17 protein-coding genes are annotated in these 17,790 nt (G+C 70.7%); 16 read left to right on the forward strand and 1 reads right to left on the reverse strand.

Features of this window, described 5'->3' with window-relative positions:
• From ACFU5G_RS15175 to ACFU5G_RS15245, 15 genes are all read left to right on the forward strand, one after another.
• Entirely contained in the window at positions 1-2,109 is a 2,109-nt protein-coding gene (locus ACFU5G_RS15175; RefSeq protein ID WP_377245976.1) for a hypothetical protein, read from the forward strand.
• 1 nt (position 2,110) lies between these two features.
• Positions 2,111-2,539, forward strand: a complete 429-nt coding sequence (locus tag ACFU5G_RS15180; RefSeq protein WP_377245979.1) for a hypothetical protein — start codon at positions 2,111-2,113, stop codon at positions 2,537-2,539.
• A 48-nt stretch (positions 2,540-2,587) separates the two neighbouring features.
• Positions 2,588-3,199, forward strand: coding sequence for a hypothetical protein (locus tag ACFU5G_RS15185; RefSeq protein ID WP_377245982.1), 612 nt, complete (start codon positions 2,588-2,590; stop codon positions 3,197-3,199).
• A 286-nt stretch (positions 3,200-3,485) separates the two neighbouring features.
• Positions 3,486-4,148 (forward strand): hypothetical protein, encoded by a 663-nt coding sequence (locus ACFU5G_RS15190; protein WP_377245985.1) that lies wholly within the window; start codon positions 3,486-3,488, stop codon positions 4,146-4,148.
• A 683-nt stretch (positions 4,149-4,831) separates the two neighbouring features.
• Complete coding sequence (locus ACFU5G_RS15195) at positions 4,832-5,257, forward strand: hypothetical protein (RefSeq protein ID WP_377245988.1); 426 nt, start codon at positions 4,832-4,834, stop codon at positions 5,255-5,257.
• 761 nt (positions 5,258-6,018) lie between these two features.
• Complete coding sequence (locus ACFU5G_RS15200) at positions 6,019-6,738, forward strand: SAF domain-containing protein (protein WP_377245991.1); 720 nt, start codon at positions 6,019-6,021, stop codon at positions 6,736-6,738.
• 1 nt (position 6,739) lies between these two features.
• Complete coding sequence (locus tag ACFU5G_RS15205; RefSeq protein WP_377245994.1) at positions 6,740-7,534, forward strand: hypothetical protein; 795 nt, start codon at positions 6,740-6,742, stop codon at positions 7,532-7,534.
• Entirely contained in the window at positions 7,531-9,243 is a 1,713-nt protein-coding gene (locus ACFU5G_RS15210) for an ATPase, T2SS/T4P/T4SS family (protein WP_377245997.1), read from the forward strand. Before ACFU5G_RS15205 ends, ACFU5G_RS15210 begins: the two co-directional genes overlap by 4 nt.
• Positions 9,240-10,112: a type II secretion system F family protein gene (locus tag ACFU5G_RS15215; protein WP_377246000.1), complete on the forward strand. Its 873-nt coding sequence runs from the start codon at positions 9,240-9,242 to the stop codon at positions 10,110-10,112. The genes ACFU5G_RS15210 and ACFU5G_RS15215 overlap by 4 nt, the downstream gene beginning before the upstream one ends.
• A complete protein-coding gene (locus tag ACFU5G_RS15220; RefSeq protein ID WP_377246003.1) occupies positions 10,112-11,020 on the forward strand; it encodes a type II secretion system F family protein in 909 nt (302 codons plus the stop codon). The genes ACFU5G_RS15215 and ACFU5G_RS15220 overlap by 1 nt, the downstream gene beginning before the upstream one ends.
• Positions 11,021-11,069: 49 nt before the next feature.
• On the forward strand, positions 11,070-11,270 hold the full coding sequence (locus ACFU5G_RS15225) for a hypothetical protein (RefSeq protein WP_377246006.1): 201 nt from the start codon (positions 11,070-11,072) through the stop codon (positions 11,268-11,270).
• A complete protein-coding gene (locus tag ACFU5G_RS15230) occupies positions 11,270-11,659 on the forward strand; it encodes a TadE/TadG family type IV pilus assembly protein (RefSeq protein ID WP_377246009.1) in 390 nt (129 codons plus the stop codon). The genes ACFU5G_RS15225 and ACFU5G_RS15230 overlap by 1 nt, the downstream gene beginning before the upstream one ends.
• On the forward strand, positions 11,656-12,093 hold the full coding sequence (locus tag ACFU5G_RS15235) for a TadE/TadG family type IV pilus assembly protein (protein ID WP_377246012.1): 438 nt from the start codon (positions 11,656-11,658) through the stop codon (positions 12,091-12,093). Before ACFU5G_RS15230 ends, ACFU5G_RS15235 begins: the two co-directional genes overlap by 4 nt.
• A gap of 1 nt (position 12,094) precedes the next feature.
• Positions 12,095-12,535, forward strand: a complete 441-nt coding sequence (locus tag ACFU5G_RS15240; RefSeq protein WP_377246015.1) for a pilus assembly protein TadG-related protein — start codon at positions 12,095-12,097, stop codon at positions 12,533-12,535.
• Positions 12,535-15,990, forward strand: coding sequence for a LysM peptidoglycan-binding domain-containing protein (locus ACFU5G_RS15245; RefSeq protein WP_377246018.1), 3,456 nt, complete (start codon positions 12,535-12,537; stop codon positions 15,988-15,990). The genes ACFU5G_RS15240 and ACFU5G_RS15245 overlap by 1 nt, the downstream gene beginning before the upstream one ends.
• On the opposite strand, the gene ACFU5G_RS15250 is transcribed toward ACFU5G_RS15245, so the two are convergent.
• The gene (locus ACFU5G_RS15250) at positions 15,987-16,286 is read right to left on the reverse strand and encodes a hypothetical protein (RefSeq protein ID WP_377246021.1); all 300 of its coding nucleotides are present in this window, start codon (positions 16,284-16,286) and stop codon (positions 15,987-15,989) included. The genes ACFU5G_RS15245 and ACFU5G_RS15250 overlap by 4 nt on opposite strands.
• Positions 16,287-16,510: 224 nt before the next feature.
• On the opposite strand from ACFU5G_RS15250, the gene fdhA reads away from it, so the two are divergent.
• Positions 16,511-17,731 (forward strand): formaldehyde dehydrogenase, glutathione-independent, encoded by a 1,221-nt coding sequence (gene fdhA / locus ACFU5G_RS15255; protein WP_377246024.1) that lies wholly within the window; start codon positions 16,511-16,513, stop codon positions 17,729-17,731.
• The last annotated feature ends 59 nt before the right edge of the window (positions 17,732-17,790 follow it).

Here is a 17,790-nt window from a genome sequence, read left to right on the forward strand (position 1 = left end):
GTGAGGCTGGTTTCTCCTGAGTCGGTCCCCGGTGTGGGGCTGGACCCGGACGTGGTGGAGGGTGCGGTTCGGGATCTGCGGGCCGACGCCGGTCTGGTGCGCGACGGCGGGGCGGGTGTCGCTGGTGCGTGGGCCGGGCTGGGCGGGTCGTACGAGGCTCCGGAGACAGACCGGCTGCTGCGGGTGATGGATCCGGTACGCGCCGACACCGACGCGCTGGCCGATGATCTGGAGCGCGCAGCGGCCGCCCTGGCGCGGTACGCGGGTGCGCTGCGGGACATCCTCGCGCGGTGCGACCGGTTGCGGGTCGAGGCGGGCGAGCTGCAGGCGCGGGTGGCGGCCGCACCGGTCGGCGTCGGCTCGGGTCTGGGGCCTGGTCGCGGGTTCGGCCCGGACGCGGGGCTGGGCCTGGATCCCGGGCTCGGCCTGGATCCGGTGCTGGCGGCGCAGAACGGGTTCCTGGCCGCGCAGGTGGCGGCGGTGACCCAGGAGCTGGCCGAGGCCGAGCGGGCGTGCGCGGCGGAGATCGGTGCGATCGGTGGGCTCCCTGCCCCGCGCGGATTCGGTGCGTTCCTGGCGGATCCGGGCGGCACCGTGGCGCGCAGCCTGCCGTGGGGTGAGGTGGACCAGCCGGAGACATGCGCTGGGAACGCGGTTGCGCAGGTCGGGATGGCGGTGTGGAACGGGGCCAACTGGGCCGGGTTCGCCTCCCGTGTCCCAGGGCTGGCTGGGCTCTCTGGGATCGGCCGGGTCGTGACGGGCTGGAACGAGGCGTGGACGGAGGCAGGCCGGTCGCTGATCGGCTGGGAAGTCTCCGTCGCCGAGGGAATCGTCCTGGGGCTCGGTGAGACGGTCGATGGTGTCACGGGCTGGTCTGTGGGCCAGGTTGATTCGCTGTGGCAAAGCGGCGCCGACACGGTGCGTTGGATGGGCGAGCAGATCGACGAGGGACAGGCCGAGATAAAGGACGACTGGACCAACGCGTTCCTGTCGACGGCGCATCTGTACTCAGTTGGCGCAAGTGCGGACGACGGCGGGTTCCCCCGCACAGGCGAAGTCCTCACCTCCGGGCTCGGGATGGTGGTCACGCACCTGGGTGCCCTGCACACCACCGTCACACTGGGTCAGGTACCGGCGAATCTCCTGGACGACGGCACCGGCTACGCCGGTCGGCCGAGGCTGGTGCCAGAAGGTGGGTACCTCAACAAGGAAGGCAAGCACGTCGCGGACGTCAGGGACCCGAAAGACCTGACGTCAGTCTTTCGGACCATGGACGACGCCTACACCGCCAAGAAATCGACAGGCGAGCCTACGATTCGGGTCACCCTGAGGGAGCCGGTGGGAGGTGGGGCCCCAGTGGCATTCGTGACCATACCCGGCACGGAGGAGTGGCTCCCCTGGGACACCAACGGCAACCCGAGGGATGTGACCGCAGACGCGGTCACAGCTGGGGGTGGCCGGTCGGCCTACGCCGACGCAATCGTCGCCGCCATCGACACGGCACAGGCGAAGCTGCCTGCGGGCACTCGGGTAGTCCCGATTGGCCACTCGCTCGGTGGTATGGCGCTGGCAGACGTCCTGTCCGACCCTGCATTCGTGAACGAGCACAACATCACCGACGCCGTGGTGTTCGGTGCCGCGGTCGACAGCGACCACTTCGCCGCCGGGGTCCGCGTGGTCGATGTCCAGCACAAGGACGACGTGGTCCCGAAGTTCGACTTCTCCGACTCCCGCATTGCACCCTTGGGCACCGCACCTGCCTTCGACATCCCGGAAAGGCAATGGCTACCGAACTCCATCGAGGAAGGCATCGAGGATAGGGCGAACAGCGCCAAGGAGGTATTCAAGGACGTGACCGTTCCGGGCGTCCCTAGCCACGCGCAGGACCAGGACAATCGAACGACCATCATCCTGGACAGCCCGGGCCGGTCCTCGGAGGTCGAGAAGAACCATGCGACGGTCATGTACATCGAGTCGATCGCGAAGGCCTCCACGGTCGACGGGTCTGCGGTGAAATCCGTTCAGGACAATTGGGAGGAGCGGGGCCTCCTCGACCAGGGTGAAGCACATGTCACCGCGTGGGACATCCCCGTGGGAAGAAAGGGTTGAGATGAGATCCCGTTTTGGTGCCGCGCTTCTGGCCGCCCTGGTCGGCGCGACCGTTCTGTCAGGCTGCACGAACGACGATGACGCCTGTGCAAGAGCCTTCGAGACGGCGGCCCTCGCAGTGGACGAGGTCGCTACAGCGAACTTTTCGTGTACGTCGGGCTTCGAACATGGCAGCCAAGGTGGAGTTATCACCCTTTCTGTGGACTCCGAGGATCAGGCGCTTCCTGTCATCGAGAAGGTGTATCGAGGGTTCGCTTCATCAGGCGAACTTGACGACGCCTGGACGGCCGATGCCGATTTCTTTCTCAAGAATGCCGACACGGCTAATCATGAGGAAATCATCGACGATTCCGCGTTAGGCATCGAGGATGATCCGCTGATCTTCACTCTGCGGGACCGCTACGGCATCCGCCCGCCGGATGTGGACTGAACCATAGCGCCGACGTAAGCCCAGATCTGCTCCTGAGGAGAATCTTATATGTTCCATAGAGCCCGTCCCGCCGCGTTGGGTGGCGCTCTTGTGCTGGCATTGACGCTCGGATTATCGGCCTGCAAGGCCGAAGAACCGGTCCCTGCCGCGTCGGAGTCGACATCCGCATCGGCGACTCCGACGGTTTCGCCCTCAAAGGCTGACCCGGCAGAGGAGGCCAAGACAAGGAACATCGCCGACGCGAAGCAGCGATACATCGAGTTTCGCCAGATCAGCGACCGGTATGCGAAGAAGGGCAAGGACCCGTTCTGGGAACTGATGAACAACGGCTATCTCGGAAATGCCGATATTCAGGCGTCGCAGCAGTCGTACTGGCAGCAGGTTACTGAGCTGAAGCTGAAGCAAACAGGCCAAGCGAGCGTCGTGTCGGTCGAAGCGACTGGCTACGACGGGGACCCGCTTGACGAATCAGTCCAGGGACAGCGCGTACATTTTCGCGTTTGTGTAGACAACAGCGATAAGGATGTTGTTCGTCCCGATGGAACGTCCGCCCTGCAGAAGGGTGACTCGCGCAGGGTCGAGATGGGCGCAGTAATGCAAGGGCAAAGTAGTGGCTTATGGTCGGTTGTCGAGACCGCCCCAACGGGAAAGGACTGTTGACGTGCGCCGCACCAGTGCGATTCTCGCGCTCGTAACGCTCATGCTCGTAGGGTTTGCCGGTACGAGTTCTGGTGTCGAGTTCGCAACTGTCCCGGCTTCAGTAGAACCACCAGAGGGTGGTGTGGATGCGGGTCGGGATGGGGAGGTCATCATCGGAGTTGGCACGCCTGGTGGAGAGGGCGGCACCACTCCGGTCGATGATCCCGGTGGGGGCACACACGGTGAGCGTACGTGCCGCTACGGCGGCCGCGAGATCGATTGCGAGTCGCAGTTCGGAAGGTGGGACGTGCAGTGCTACGTCGAGGTGGCCGACCCGCAGCCGGCGAAGGACGACGCGGTCTGGGCTGGACACGACGAGGGCGTGATCGTGGTGTGCATGCCCTACATCTGCGTACCGCAGCCTGGCCAGGACACGATCCCGGTGGCGGACTGCCCCGGCCGCTCGCTGTACTGGGCGCCGCGCGCTCCTGACGTAGAGGTAGACCCGGCGGTGCTGGCGCAGCGTGCCGTCGAGCGGATGCAGCTGGAGCCGATCGCCGTAGGGATCGTTCCCGAGGAGGGTCCTGGCAGGGTCGGTGTGGTGGGTATGCCGGTGTGGATGTGGGTGGACGCTCCGGCGGCCAACACGTTCGGCCCGATCACGGAGTCGGCCTCGGCGGGTGGCTATACCGTCACCGCTACGGCGAACGTGGACCGGATCGTGTGGGAGATGGGCGACGGGACGAGCATCGAGTGCGTCACCGCTGGCACCCCGTATGAGGACCGATATGGCGTCGCCGACTCCCCGGACTGCGGGCACCGGTATGCGAAGCAGGGTGAGTACGCGGTGTCGGCCACGTCGTACTGGACGGTGGAGTGGGAAGGCGTTGGCCAGACGGGAACGATCCCGCTGGACCGGACCGCCACGGCGAACATCGTGGTCGGCGAGGCGCAGTCGATCACCCAGTGACAGCCGTGGCCACGGCCATTGGCCGACGCAACTCGCAGGCGGCCAATTCATAGAGGAACTGTCTGGACGGGAGTGTGGGTGTGGTGGTGGACGGCGTGGCTCGGGCCGACGTGGGTCTGGCGCTCAATATCAGCCGGAGAGTAGCCATTGCCACAGTGAGCATCGTGGCGGCCGCGTCCCTGTCTGGATGTGGTCCGAGCCGTGCTGACAGGGAATGCGTGGCTGCATACGAGAGCGCAGCGCTAGCTGTCGGCGACGTAGTGTCCGCTGAGATCGAGTGCGAGAGCCCTCTCGGGGACCCAAGTCAGAGCGGCAAGATCGTCCTGTCTGTTGACGGACCTGATCAGGCGGGGCGCGTCATCGAAGATGTCTATCGAGGATTTGCGGCAGAGGGCGCACTGGACGACTCGTGGAGACCGCTACTTCAGTTCGAGCCGGAAGGCGGCGCGGAAAGTTTCAGCGAGCCAGTATACGAATGGAGCAACGGAAATCCCACGATCGGCGAAATTCGCGAGCATTGGGGAATTCGCCCGAGCGGGTCAGGCTGAACGAACCTTGCTGCCCCGGGCATCGTGTGCAGGACGAGGTCTGCATGTACAGCAGCGACTATGAAAAACGTTCGGCATCTATGTCGGACGGCGAGGTCAGTGTGGCCGATGTTCCGATCATGAGAAGGAACTGACGTGGAACGCATCAGCCGCAGTATGGCCGCGGTCGCAGCCAGCGTGGCGGCGGCATCTCTCCTCGCGGGTTGCGGAGGCAGCGATCTGGATGAGGAGTGCGCGGCGGCGTTCGAGCGTGCTGCTCTCACCGTGGATCGAGTGGACTCCGCCGAGTACGAGTGTGGTGGTTCGTTCGGCAACCCGAGCCAAGACGGAAAGATTGTCCTTGGAGTCGACACGCAAGAGGAGGCCACTCCCGTGATCGAAGAGATCTACAAGGCGTTCGCAACGAATGACGGACTGGACGGCGCGTGGAGCCCTGGCACGGAGTTCGTTGCCCGGGGAGGAGGGGCGAGCTTCGACGATCTTGGGCTTGAGTTCAATGGCTCGCCCAGCGTGGGTGACATGCGCGACCGCTATGACGTTCACCCGCCCAGCACTGATTGAGAGCCCCGAGCGGGGCGAGTATCAGGTGACGGCGGCCTGCGGCCGGCCACCGCAGCACCACAGGCTGCGCGACCGGTCCGTCCACATGACTTCGTACGGCCGGTGTAGCGCGCCGTTTGGTTCGTGCCGCTCACGATCACGCGCTCGGCCTCGGCTGCGGCATGGAGGGCGTCGTGATCGGGTACGAGCCGTCGGCCGCACTTTCTGCCACGCACTGCGCGGAGACTAAGGACTACGGCCCCGAATTACCACTAAAACCCCGAAGTGTAGATTTTCGTCGTAACCACGTACCGTTACCCCTGGAATCTCGGGCGTATCCAAGGGCGCCCGACTCCGGTGGACAGGGGGCAACATGGCGGCGGGGAGGGCTCTCCCGTTTTATGCGGAGCAATGGGCCACGGTCCAGGAGCAAGCGCACCAGGGTGGCGGCGGGACTGCCGCCGGCACAGCTGTGATGGAACGGCGGATGACCCGGCGGAGCCTGCCGCAGACACAGACCAGGCCTGTCCCTCCCCCCCCGCCCTGTACGACGAGGGCGCGAACCTGCAGATCGTCGTCGAGGCCTGGCCCACCCCCGAGCGTCCGGCCGGGTCCGTCGCGGCAGAGCTCCAATGGGCTCTGGTGGGGGCGATTGACGTAATAAGCGAGTTCCCTACTGAACTTTCCTCTGAATCCTGACAAGCCACGACTACGATGCGGGTGCGGACGGTGCCTATTTTCACCCGTCCGGGGCCGTGCACACCCAGGAGAGGCCATCCCGCATGACAACGACCACCCCTGCCCCTGACGCGGCTCGCGCCGAGCGCCCAGCCCGAGCGGGTAGCGGGCCTGATGGCACCGACCAGCTCGCCCCGCCGCCCAAGATGCGGCGCCGCCCGGCCATGATCGCCCTGTCGGTCGCCCTGGTCTGCGTGGGCGGCCTGGTCAGCGGCTGGGCGTGGCAGTCGACGTCGAACGCGCAGGACGTGCTGGCGGTCCGGGACACGGTGCACCGCGGCGAGGTTATCGAGGAGGGCGACCTCGTGACCGTACGTATCGGGGTGGACCCGGCGGTCAAGACGATCCCGGCCGCGAACCTCGAGAGCGTCGTCGGTCAGCGCGCGGCCCTGGACATCGCCGCGCAGAGCGTGATCACACCGGATCAGGTCACGGACGCTGTGGTGCCGCCCAAGGAGCAGTCGGTGGTCGGCCTGAGCCTGTCCGGTGCGATGCTCCCGACCGGTCAGCTCACGGCCGGTGCCCAGGTGCGCGTGGTGCCGACCACGGGGTCGACCGCCGCGGCCCCGGCCGCCGGGGCGGGCAACGCTCCCGCGGCCGCCGCGACCCCGGCCTACGCCGCGACGGTCGTCAAGGTGGCCGTGGACGACATCACCGGCAACGCCCTGGTCAACGTGCAGGTGGCGCAGGACGTCGCCCCGGCGGTCGCCACGCTCGCCGCGGCCGGTCAGGTCGCGGTCGTGCTGGACAGTCAGGAGCAGTGACGTGGCACTGATCGTCCTCACGTCGGCGAACGGCTCGCCCGGCGCGACCACGACGGCGCTCGGCCTGGCCATGACGTGGCCGCGGCCCGTCGTCCTGGTCGACGCCGACCCCACCGGGGCCCGCGCGATCCCGGCCGGCTACTTCGGCGGCGCCCAGCTCCCGACCGACCACACCATCGTCGACCTGGCGGTCTCGCATCGGCAGGGCACCCTGGTCGAGGACCTGCCCCGGATGCTGATGCCGGTGCCCGACTCCACCGTGCAGCTGCTCGCCGGTCCCCTGAACCACTTCCAGGCGCGCGCCCTGGACAGCCTCTGGGAGCCGCTCGGCGCAGCCTTCAAGGCGCTGGAGCGCACGGGCCAGGACGTGATCGTCGACGCCGGCCGGCTGGGCCTGGAGGGCTTCGCCATGAAGCTCCTCACCCAGGCGGACCTGGGGCTGCTGGTGACCCGCTCGAACCTCCCGGCGCTGGTCGCGGCCAGCTCGTGGGCCACGACGCTGCGCGAGTCGTTCACGCGTGCGGGCGCGCTGGACTGCCTCGGCGTGCTCGTCGTCGGGCCGGGCAAGCCCTACGACAACCGCGAGGTGGCCAAGGTGCTGGGCCGCCCGGTCGTGGCGAGCGTGGCCTGGGACGCGGCGTCGGCCGAGGTGTACACGTACGGCGCCAAGCCGCCGCGCAAGTTCGAGACGTCGCCGTTCACCAAGTCGCTGCGGGCCGCCGTGCAGAGCACCCGGGCGGGTGTGACGCGTGCGCGAGCGGTGCTGGGCGTCGAGGTCGAGGGGAGCCTGCGGTGACGGATCAGCCGACCGACCCGACGGCGCTGCCCATCTTCGGCGGGTCGGGCCAGCGGCCGGACGCGCAGGAGCCCGTCCGGGAGTCGCCCGTCGGGCAGCTGCGGCCCCACCGGAACGGGACCCGGGCCCTGGCCGGGCGGATCGAATCCCGGCCGGCGGCCCCCGCGGACCGGACCGCGCCGGACGCGCCCCCGCGCGCCACGAGCCCGGCACCTCCGGTGCTCGCGCAGCCGCCGGCCGGCGTGATGAGCCCGTGGCCCGGCAAGGTGGCGACCACCACGATCGAGGCGCCGGATCCCGACGTCACCCGCGTGCGCCCCGCGCCCGCCCGGCCCGTGGCCCCGGAGGCCCCGGCGGTCACGATCGACTGGCACCAGGTGGCGCTGTTCCGCGCCCAGGCCTCCGAGCGGCTGGTCGAGCGGCTCGGCGAGGACCGGGGCAAGGACCTCCAGGCGGAGCGCGAGCTCGGCAAGCAGATCATCCAGTCCCTGCTCGACGACACCGTGGCCGACCGGCTGCACGACGGCGAGCAGGTGTGGAGCACCAGCGAGCAGGACGTGCTGGCCAAGGCCGTCTTCGACGCGCTGTTCGGCCTCGGCCGGCTGCAGGCCCTGGTCGACGACGACTCGGTCGAGAACATCATCATCAGTGGCTCCGACAACGTGTGGGTCGAGAAGATCGACGGCGAGCTCGTCCGGCGGGACCCGGTCGCCGACTCCGACAAGGAGCTGCTCGACGAGCTCGCGTTCATCGCGACCCGGTCCGAGTCCAGCGCCCGGAGCTTCTCGACGTCCAGCCCGCGCCTGCACATGCGGCTCGACGGCGGCTCCCGCCTCGCGGCGGCGGCCTGGGTCACGGCCCGGCCGTCCGTCGTCATCCGGCGGCACCGCCTGCGCAAGGTGACGCTCGACGACCTGGTCGCCCGCGACATGCTCAGCGCCAACCAGGCGTCGTTCCTGCGGGCCGCGATCCGCGCCCGCAAGTCGATCGTCGTGGCGGGCCCGCAGGGCGCGGGCAAGACCACGATGGTCCGGGCGCTCTGCGCCGAGATCCCGCGGTACGAGGCGATCGGCACCTTCGAGACGGAGTTCGAGCTCCACCTGCACGAGCTCACCGACGTGCACGACATCGTGCATGCCTGGGAGGCGCGTCCCGGGTCCGGCGAGATCGGGCCGGACGGGCGCCAGGCCGGCGAGTTCGGCCTGGACGAGGCGCTGTACGACTCGTTCCGGTTCAACCTGTCCCGCCAGATCGTCGGCGAGGTCCGCGGCAAGGAGGTCTGGGCGATGATCAAGGCCATGGAGTCGGGCGCCGGATCCATCTCCACCACGCACGCCGCCGACGGCGAGGCCGCGATCCGCAAGCTCGTCACCTGTGCCATGGAGGCGGGCTCGCACGTGACCCGGGAGCTGGCGACGTCCAAGCTCGCCGAGACCGTCGACCTGATCGTCCAGATCGACCTCGAGACCCGGCCGGAGGACGCCGCGCAGACCATGTGGCGCCGGTCGCGATGGGTCTCCGAGATCGTGCACGTCGCACCCGGCGAGGCCGTCAAGGGCTACGCCACCACGCACGTGTACCGGACCAACCGCCGGGGCGGGCCCGCGGCGCCCGGCACCCTGCCGGACGAGCTGCGCGAGCTCGAGCGCTTCGGGTTCGACCTCACGTCCTACCTCGCCGAGAACGGCCACGAGGAGGGCACTCGATGACCGTCCTCTTCCCCGCCCTGGGCGGCGCGCTGGTCGTGGCCGGCCTGATCGCCCTGCTGGTCGGGCTCCGCGGTTCCCCGGTCGACGAGGCCGCACCCCGGCGCCGGCGGAGCCGTACCGTCGCCCGGCTCCTGCGCCTCGACCGGCGCACCCAGGTGCTGGCCCTGGTCGGTCTCGCCGGTGGCATCGTCGTCTGGCTGATCACCGGCTGGCTGGTCGCCCTGGTGATCGGCCCGATCGCGGGCATCGGCCTGCCGGTCCTCCTCGCGTCCGGCGACGGCGGGGCCACGGTCCGCAAGCTCGAGGCCCTGGAGGAATGGGTGCGCAGCCTCGCCGGCGTGCTCACCGTCGGCGTCGGCCTGGAGGAGGCCCTCCGGATGACGCTCCGTTCCGTACCCGACGCGATCCGCCCCGAGGTGACCACCCTGGTCGCGCGCCTGCGCGCCCGGTGGGGCACGGAGGCGGCGCTCCGCGCCTTCGCGGACGACCTCGACGACGCGACCGGCGACGTCGTCTCGGCCAGCCTGATCCTCGGTGCCCGACGCCGCGGCGCCGGTCTCGCCTCCGTCCTCGAGTCCACCGCGCAGTCCGTGGCGGACGACGTCCGGGCCCGCCGCGAGATCGAGGCCGAGCGCGCCGGGCCCCGGTCCACGGCCCGCTGGGTCACGATCATCACCGCCGGGGTCCTGGGCGTGCTGGCCCTGACGGGCGACTACATCCAGCCCTACAGCACGCCCCTCGGCCAGCTGCTGATCACCCTCTTCCTCGGCGCCTACGTGGGGCTTCTCGTACTGATGCGGAACATGTCGAAGGGTGCGCCCCTGCCGCGGTTCATGGGCGAGCGCGCACGGGACGGGGCACGCTCGTGATGACCACCGGTCTGCAGATCGCGCTGTTCGGCGGCGCCGTGTTCGGCCTCGGTATCGCGCTGCTGGTCTGGCGCCTGCTGCCCGCCGACCCGGACGTCGTCGACGTGGTGCGGCGGTACTCCCCCGAGGCAGCCAAGGAACGTTCGGCGGTCCGGGCGGACGTCGCCGCGCCGGGCGCCGTCGAGAAGCTCGGCGTCTGGGCCATGCGCCGGCTCCCGCTCTCCGTGTGGGGCAGGACGCCCACGAAGGAGCTCGCGCTGCTGCGCGTGCCCGTCCACCGGCACTACGGCACCAAGGTGTTCTACGCCCTGGCCGGTCTGGTGGTCCCGCCGATCCTGTCCTACTACCTGGTCGTGGTCGGGCTGCCCATCCCCTTCGTGGTCCCGGTCGGTGGCTCGCTCGTGCTGGCGGCGTTCCTGTTCCTGGCGCCCGACATGAACGTCCGGTCGGACGCCAAGAAGGCCCGCGCCGACTTCTCCAGGGCCCTCGGCGTCTACACCGACCTCGTCGCCCTCGAACGACTCAGCGGCGCCGGTTCCCGGCAGGCCATGGAGAGCGCCGCCGAGGTCGGCGACAACTGGGTCTTCCGGCGGATCGGCGAGGAGCTGCAGCGGTCCCGCTGGAACGGCGTCGCGCCCTGGGACTCGCTGCAGAACCTGTCCGACGAGCTCGGCCTGCCCGAGCTCACCGACCTGGCCGACGTCATGCGCATGAGCGGCGAGGGCTCGCAGATCTACGACAACCTCCGCGCCCGCTCGACGGCCCTGCGCTCGGCGATGCTGAACACCGAGCGCGCCACCGCGAACGCCGTCAGCGAGCGCATCAACATGCCCATGTCGCTGCTCGGCGTGGTGTTCATGATCATCCTCGTCACCCCCGCGCTGCTGCGCGTGATGGGCGACATCTGAACCGGTCCAGCCGTACCCCGATGCCAGTACCACCAGAAAGGGGAGCCCGATGCTCCACGTCGTCGCCACTCTGCACACCTTCGGACTGAAGGTGGCCGACCGGGTCCGTACCCGGCTCGCCGAAGCCCCCGAGCGGGGCAACGTCACCATCGAGCACGTCCTGTGGGCCGTGGCGGTCATCGCCATCGTCGGCACCGTGGTCGCGGTGATCACGCAGTTCGTGAACTCCGAGGCGAACAAGATCGGGTGATGTTCCGTCGCGGACGGTCCCGGCGGGCCGACGAGCGTGGCGCGGCCACGATCGAGTACGTGTTCCTGCTGCCCGCGCTCTTCACGCTGATGTTCGTCTTCGTGCAGGGCGCCATGCTCTACCAGGGCAAGGCGGTGGCGCTCGCGGCGGCGCAGGAGGGCGCGCGCGCCGCCGCGGCCGAGCACGGCACGACCGGCGCGGGCACGGCGGCTGCGCACGAGTACGTGAACGCGACGACCGTCGGGCTCAAGGGGACCACCGTGAACGGGCTGCGGACGGCGACCCACGCCACCATCACCATCACCACGCACACGGTGTCGCTCGTCCCCGGGTGGTCGCCGACGGTCACGCAGTCGGCCACGCTGCCGCTGGAGAGGATCACCGGATGATGCGGCGGGGCAGGCGCGCGCCCGACGAGCGGGGCTCGGCGTCCATCGAGGCCGTCATCGGGGTGTCCGCCTTCGTGCTGCTCGGGTCCCTGGTCATCGCCGGTGGCCGGGTGGCGATCGCGCAGGCGTCGGTGGAGTCGGCCGCGGCCGAGGCCGCGCGTTCTGCGTCGATCGCCCGCACCCAGATGGAGGCGGACTCCACCGCGGCCAGCGGTGCTGCCGCGAGCCTGGCCAACCAGGGCCTGCGCTGCGGGTCCAGCAGCGTCGTCGTCGACACCAGCGGGTTCGCCGCGCCGCCGGGCGCCCCGGCGTTGGTGTCGGCCACCGTGTCCTGCGCCGTGGACCTCTCCGACGTCGCACTTCCGGGTGTGCCGGGGGCCCTCACGATCACCAGGACGATGTCCAGCCCGATCGACACCTACCGGGAGCGCTGACATGCGCCTGTTCCGCAGACCCGCGACCGACGCCGACGAGCGGGGCTCCGTCTCGTCCTGGTTGGTCACGTCGACGTTCGTGATGATCCTCGGCGTGGGCATCGCCGTCGACCTCACTGGTCAGGTGCACGCCCAGCAGCATGCCCGGGACGTCGCCGCGCAGGCCGCCCGGGTGGGCGGGCAGCAGCTCCAGGGCGGGGCGGCGATCCGCGGCGAGGGCGTGCGGGCCGACCCGGTCCAGGCCGTCGTGGCGGCCCGGAACTATCTCGCCGCCGCGGGCATGTCCGGCACGGTCAGCGCGCCCGGCGGAGAAGTCGTCCTGGTGCGGACCGATGACATCTACGAGACCAAGTTCCTGTCGTTCATCGGCCTGAGCAACATGCCGGTGTCGGGCGAGGGTGAGGCCCGTATCGCGCGAGCCGTCGGAGGTACCGAGCAATGATGCGTCGCCTGAAGGGCCTCCTGGCCCTGCTCGTCGTCGTGGGGGTGACCGTCGGCCTGCCGTTCGTCCTGCTCGCCGTGGGTGCCGACCCGTTCCAGGCCGGTATGCCGTCGGCCGGGTCGGTCGTCGACCTGCTGACGTCGCGTGACGACGGGTCGATGTTCCTCGTCGTGCTGCAGGTCGTCGCCTGGCTGGCCTGGGCGTTCCTGGCCCTGTCGATCCTGGTCGAGCTGGTCGCCCAGCTCCGCGGCATCCGGGCGCCGCGCCTGCCGGGGCTGCAGCTGCCGCAGAGCGCCGCGCGCGGCCTGGTCGCCGCGATGCTCCTGCTGTTCACCGCCGTGCCGATGGCCAACGCCGCCGTCCTGCCCGCCGCCGCGGCGCCGATGCCGCAGGCACACAGCGTGTCGGTCTCCGCGCCGGCCGTGGTCGAGGCGCCGGCGGAGCGGTCCGGGCAGTCCGCGGGGGTCGCGGACCGTGACGCCCACCGGACCACGGGGGAGCGGTCGTCCGATCGGGAGCGGTCGTCCGCCCAGGAGCGCAAGGAGCCCGCGACCGTCCGGCACACCGTGGTGCGCGGCGACACGCTGTGGGGCCTGGCCGAGAGCTACCTGGGCGACGGCCACCGGTTCCGGGAGATCGTCGAGCTCAACCAGGAGCACCTGGCGGACGACCCGGCGTTCCTGACGACGGGCTGGGTCCTGACGATTCCCGCGGCACCCGACGCGGCGACCACCGCCGACGCCGACCGTGGGGCGGGGGACACCGCCGGCTCGGTCGTGGTCGAGAAGGGCGACACCCTCTCGGGCATCGCCGCCGAGGAGCTCGGCGACGCCGACCGGTACCCCGAGCTGTTCGAGGCCACGCGGGACGTGGCGCAGCCGGGCGGCGCGCACCTGACCGACCCGGACCTGATCCACCCCGGATGGACCGTGCACGTGCCGGGAGCCGTGGAGGCGAAGGCCGACCCCCGGCCCGCGGAGGCGTCCGCCCCGCCGTCGGGCGACGCGGCCCGGACCGGCGGGGAGAGCCGGCAGCCGGAGACCGCGGTCGCGGCCGAACCTGCTCCAGCGGCGGATGCTGCCCCTGCCGCCGATACTGCTCCAGCGGCCGACGCCGCGGCCGACCTCGCCCGGCAGGGCGAGACCACCGCGCGGCAGTCGGACGAGGTACGAGGCGGGGGCGCGCGGGCCGAGACGGTCCGGGACGAGGCCGCCCAGGCGGAGGCGCAAGCGGAGACGGCGACGCAGGTCGAGACGGCGACGCAGGCCGAGGCCGAGGCCGCGGACGACGGGCTGTCCGACGACGCGCCCTGGCAGGTCGCGACGGTCGCCGGCGTCGGCACGGTGCTGGCCGCCGGCGTGCTCGCCGTCCTCGCCCGCCGGCGCCGGGACCAGCAGCGGCTGCGCCGCCCCGGGCAGCGCATCCCGCTGCCCGCCGGCGACACCGTGGCGTTCGAGCAGACCATCCGCGCCGCGGCCGACCACCTGTCGGTCGAGACCGTGGACCTGGCGCTGCGTTCGCTGGCGAGCCTGTGCGTCGCGTCCGGACGGCCCCTCCCTGTCGTGCGCGCCGCCCGGCTGACCGCCCAGGCCTTCGAGCTGTACCTGGAGGACGCGGCGCTCCTGCCCCAGCCGTGGCGCAACGCGGGTGACTCCACGGTCTGGACGCTCGACGTCGCCGACCTGCAGCGGCTCGCGCCGGTGGACCCCGCCGTCGTCCCGGCCCCGTACCCGGCCCTCGTCACCATCGGGTCCGACGAGGACCAGGGACACGTCTTCCTCAACCTCGAGCACCTCGGGGCGCTCGGCATCACCGGCGACGCCCTCGCCACCCGCGAGATCCTCGCCGCCCTCGCCGTCGAGCTCGCCACCTCCGTGTGGGCCGACGACCTGCAGGTGACCCTCGTCGGCGCGTTCCCCGACCTCGAGGACACGATGCGCACCGGTCGCATCCGCTACCTGCCGACCGTGGGCCGGATCATCGAGGACCTGGCCCGGCGCGCGCACGCCGACCGCGCCGCGCTCGCGGCACAGAGCGTGCCCGACCTCTACGCGGCCCGCGTCACCGGCACGGTGCCCGACGCCTGGGTGCCCGAGATCGTGCTGCTCGCCGACCAGGTCTCCGACGCGCAGCGCGCGCGGATGGCCGAGCTGACGGCCGATCTGCCGCACGTGGCCCTGGCGACGATCACCGGCGGGATCAGCGTGGGTGAGTGGGACCTCCAGCTCCTGCCCGGGCAGGAGCTCGCGATGCTGTCGCCGATCGGCCTGGAGCTGCGGCCGCAGCGGCTGCCGTCCGAGCAGTACGGGCACCTGCTGCGGCTCGTCTCCATGGCGGAGGCAGGCGAGCTCGAAGGGGTGGGCCAGTCCGAGCCGAGCGTCGCAGAGGTCGAGGCGATCACCCCGGTGCGGGAGCCGGCTCCGGCGGTCGGGCCGGTCGAGACCGAGCCGCGCACAGACACCGCCGAGGTCCCGATCGTGCCCGCGTCGTCGGTCGAGCAGACCCCGTCGACGTCGCGGGTCGAGTCTGTCGAGACCGCCCGCCCGGCCGAGCCGACCCCGCGAACCTCCGCGCCATCGCCGGTCGAGCCCGTCGAGACCCTCCGCCCGGCCGAGTACGACGAGCCCGCCCCTGACACCCTTGAGGTCGCGATCGTCCCGGCTGCCGGCGCGGACACCCCGCCGTCGGACGCTCCGCCCCGGGTCCTCGCGCTCGGGCCGGTGGACCTGCGCAACGCGACCGGCACCGTCGAGGACGGCAAGCGTGCGCGCCTGCTGGAGCTCGCGGCGTTCCTCGTGCTGCACCCGGGCACGACGCGCACCGAGATCGACGACGCCCTCTGGCCCGACCGCGCGGGCAGCGACAACCTGAGCGCCCGGAACGCGGCGACCTCGCGGTTGCGCCGCTGGCTGGGGCAGGACGCGGACGGTCAGGAGTACCTGCCGCGGCACCAGCCCGACGGCGGGCACGGACTCCTGCCGTCGGTCACCTCCGACGTCGGCGAGTGGGACGCCCTGCTGGGCGGCGCGCCCCTGGAGGCAGCACCGGAGGACCTGGAGGCGGCGCTCGCGCTGGTGCGTGCCGTCCCGTTCGACGGCACGCACGGCCGCCGGTACGCGTGGGCGGAGCCGCTCCGGCAGCGCCTCGTCGCGGAGATCGTGGACGCCTCGTTCGCGCTCGCGAAGCGGCGCCTGCTGGAGGGCCGCTGGCGCTCGGCGGAGGAGGCGGTAGTGGTGGGCCTGCGGGTCGAGCCCGCGCAGGAGAGCCTGTGGCGCATCCGGATCCTGGCCGCGCACGAGAGCCGGGACCCCGCCGCGGAGAGCGAGGCGATCGAGCGCCTGCTGAGCATCACCGAGCGCCTCGAGTGCGACCTGCAGCCTGAGACGGAGCAGCTCCTCGCCGCGCTGAAGAGCCCCGGCGCCGGGTTCGACCGGCTCATGGTCGAGGCGCTCTAGGCAGTCAGGTTCCCGATCACGATCGCCACGATCGCCACCGCCGCCCACAGCAGCAGGCCGAACCGCCACCAGAAGTTCAGCGTGAGCCGGTTCGGGGCGTCGAGCTGCATGGCTTCCTCGTCCGAGAGCGGTCGCTGCGCCCACCCGGCCTCGGTGGCGGTCGCGAGGCTGTACCGCAGGCCCCACGACACGCGCAGGATCCAGAACAGGTGGAAGTACGAGTAGCGCAGCACCAGGGCACGCCCCGCGTCCAGCGGCGCCGTCTTGCTCTTGCTACCCCAGCCGAAGAAAACCATGTTCGATCCCTTGTCTCTGACCGCGCACGCCCTGCGCGCGGCGAGCAGAGCGTGGCAGAACCGCGCCCCCAGGTCAGTGGGGAGAACTCCCCACCCGGGACCGGCGGACGCCGTCCGGCGCAGGGGATGAGGTTCGCGGTCGCGGATGAGAGTCGACGGGGCCCGGCGTAGCGTGAAAAGGGACCGAAGCCAGTTCAAGGATGACCTGGAAGGGGTAACCCAACATGCCTGGAAACAAGGCGGTCGCTTACCGCGAACCCGGCGTGGTTGAGGTGGTCGACATCGACTACCCGACGTTCGAGCTCCGGGACGGACCCGGGGTCAACCCGGCCAACGTGGGCCGCAAGGTGCCGCACGGCGTGATCCTGCGAACCGTGTCCACCAACATCTGCGGCTCGGACCAGCACATGGTCCGCGGCCGCACCACCGCGCCTCCCGGACTGATCCTGGGGCACGAGATCACGGGCGAGATCGTCGAGAAGGGGCCGGACGTCGAGTTCCTCGACGTGGGCGACCTCGTCTCCGTGCCGTTCAACATCGCCTGCGGGCGCTGTCGCAACTGCAAGGAGCGCAAGACCGGCATCTGCCTCAACGTGAACCCGGACCGGCCGGGGTCGGCGTACGGGTACGTCGACATGGGCGGCTGGGTCGGCGGCCAGGCGGAGTACGTGCTGGTGCCGTACGCGGACTTCAACGCCCTCAAGTTCCCCGACAAGGACCAGGCGCTGGAGAAGATCCTCGACCTGACGATGCTCAGCGACATCTTCCCGACGGGCTTCCACGGGTGCGTGAGCGCGGGTGTGGGCGTGGGCTCCACCGTGTACATCGCGGGGGCCGGACCCGTGGGCCTGGCTGCCGCGGCGTCGGCCCACCTGCTCGGGGCAGCCGTGGTGGTCGTGGGCGACCTCAACAAGGAGCGGCTGGAGCAGGCACGGTCGTTCGGCTGCGAGACGGTGGACGTAGCCGCCGGGCCGGTCGGCGACCAGATCGAGCAGCTCCTGGGCGAGCCCGTGGTGGACTGCGGTGTGGACGCCGTCGGGTTCGAGGCGCGCGGACACGGGTCCGACTCGTCGACGGAGCACCCGGCAGCCGTGCTGAACAACCTGATGGAGGTCACGCGGGCCGGTGGCTCGCTGGGCATCCCCGGCCTGTACGTCACGGGTGACCCGGGGGCGTCGACCGAGGCCGCGAAGGTCGGGTCGCTGTCGCTGCGGCTGGGGCTCGGCTGGGCCAAGTCGCACGCGTTCACGACCGGTCAGTGCCCGGTGATGAAGTACAACCGGGGCCTGATGCAGGCGATCCTGCACGACAAGGTGCAGATCGCCAAGGCCGTCAACGCCCAGGCGATCTCCCTGACGGACGCGCCGACGGGCTACCACGAGTTCGACGAGGGTGCGGCGACGAAGTTCGTGCTGAACCCGAACGACTACATCAAGGCCGCCTGACGGCGGCAGCGCTGCGATGTCGCTGGTCGAGCTTGTCGAGACCCGGGTCTCGACAAGCT

This window comes from Promicromonospora sp. NPDC057488 (assembly GCF_042802395.1).
Taxonomy (GTDB): Bacteria; Actinomycetota; Actinomycetes; order Actinomycetales; family Cellulomonadaceae; genus Promicromonospora.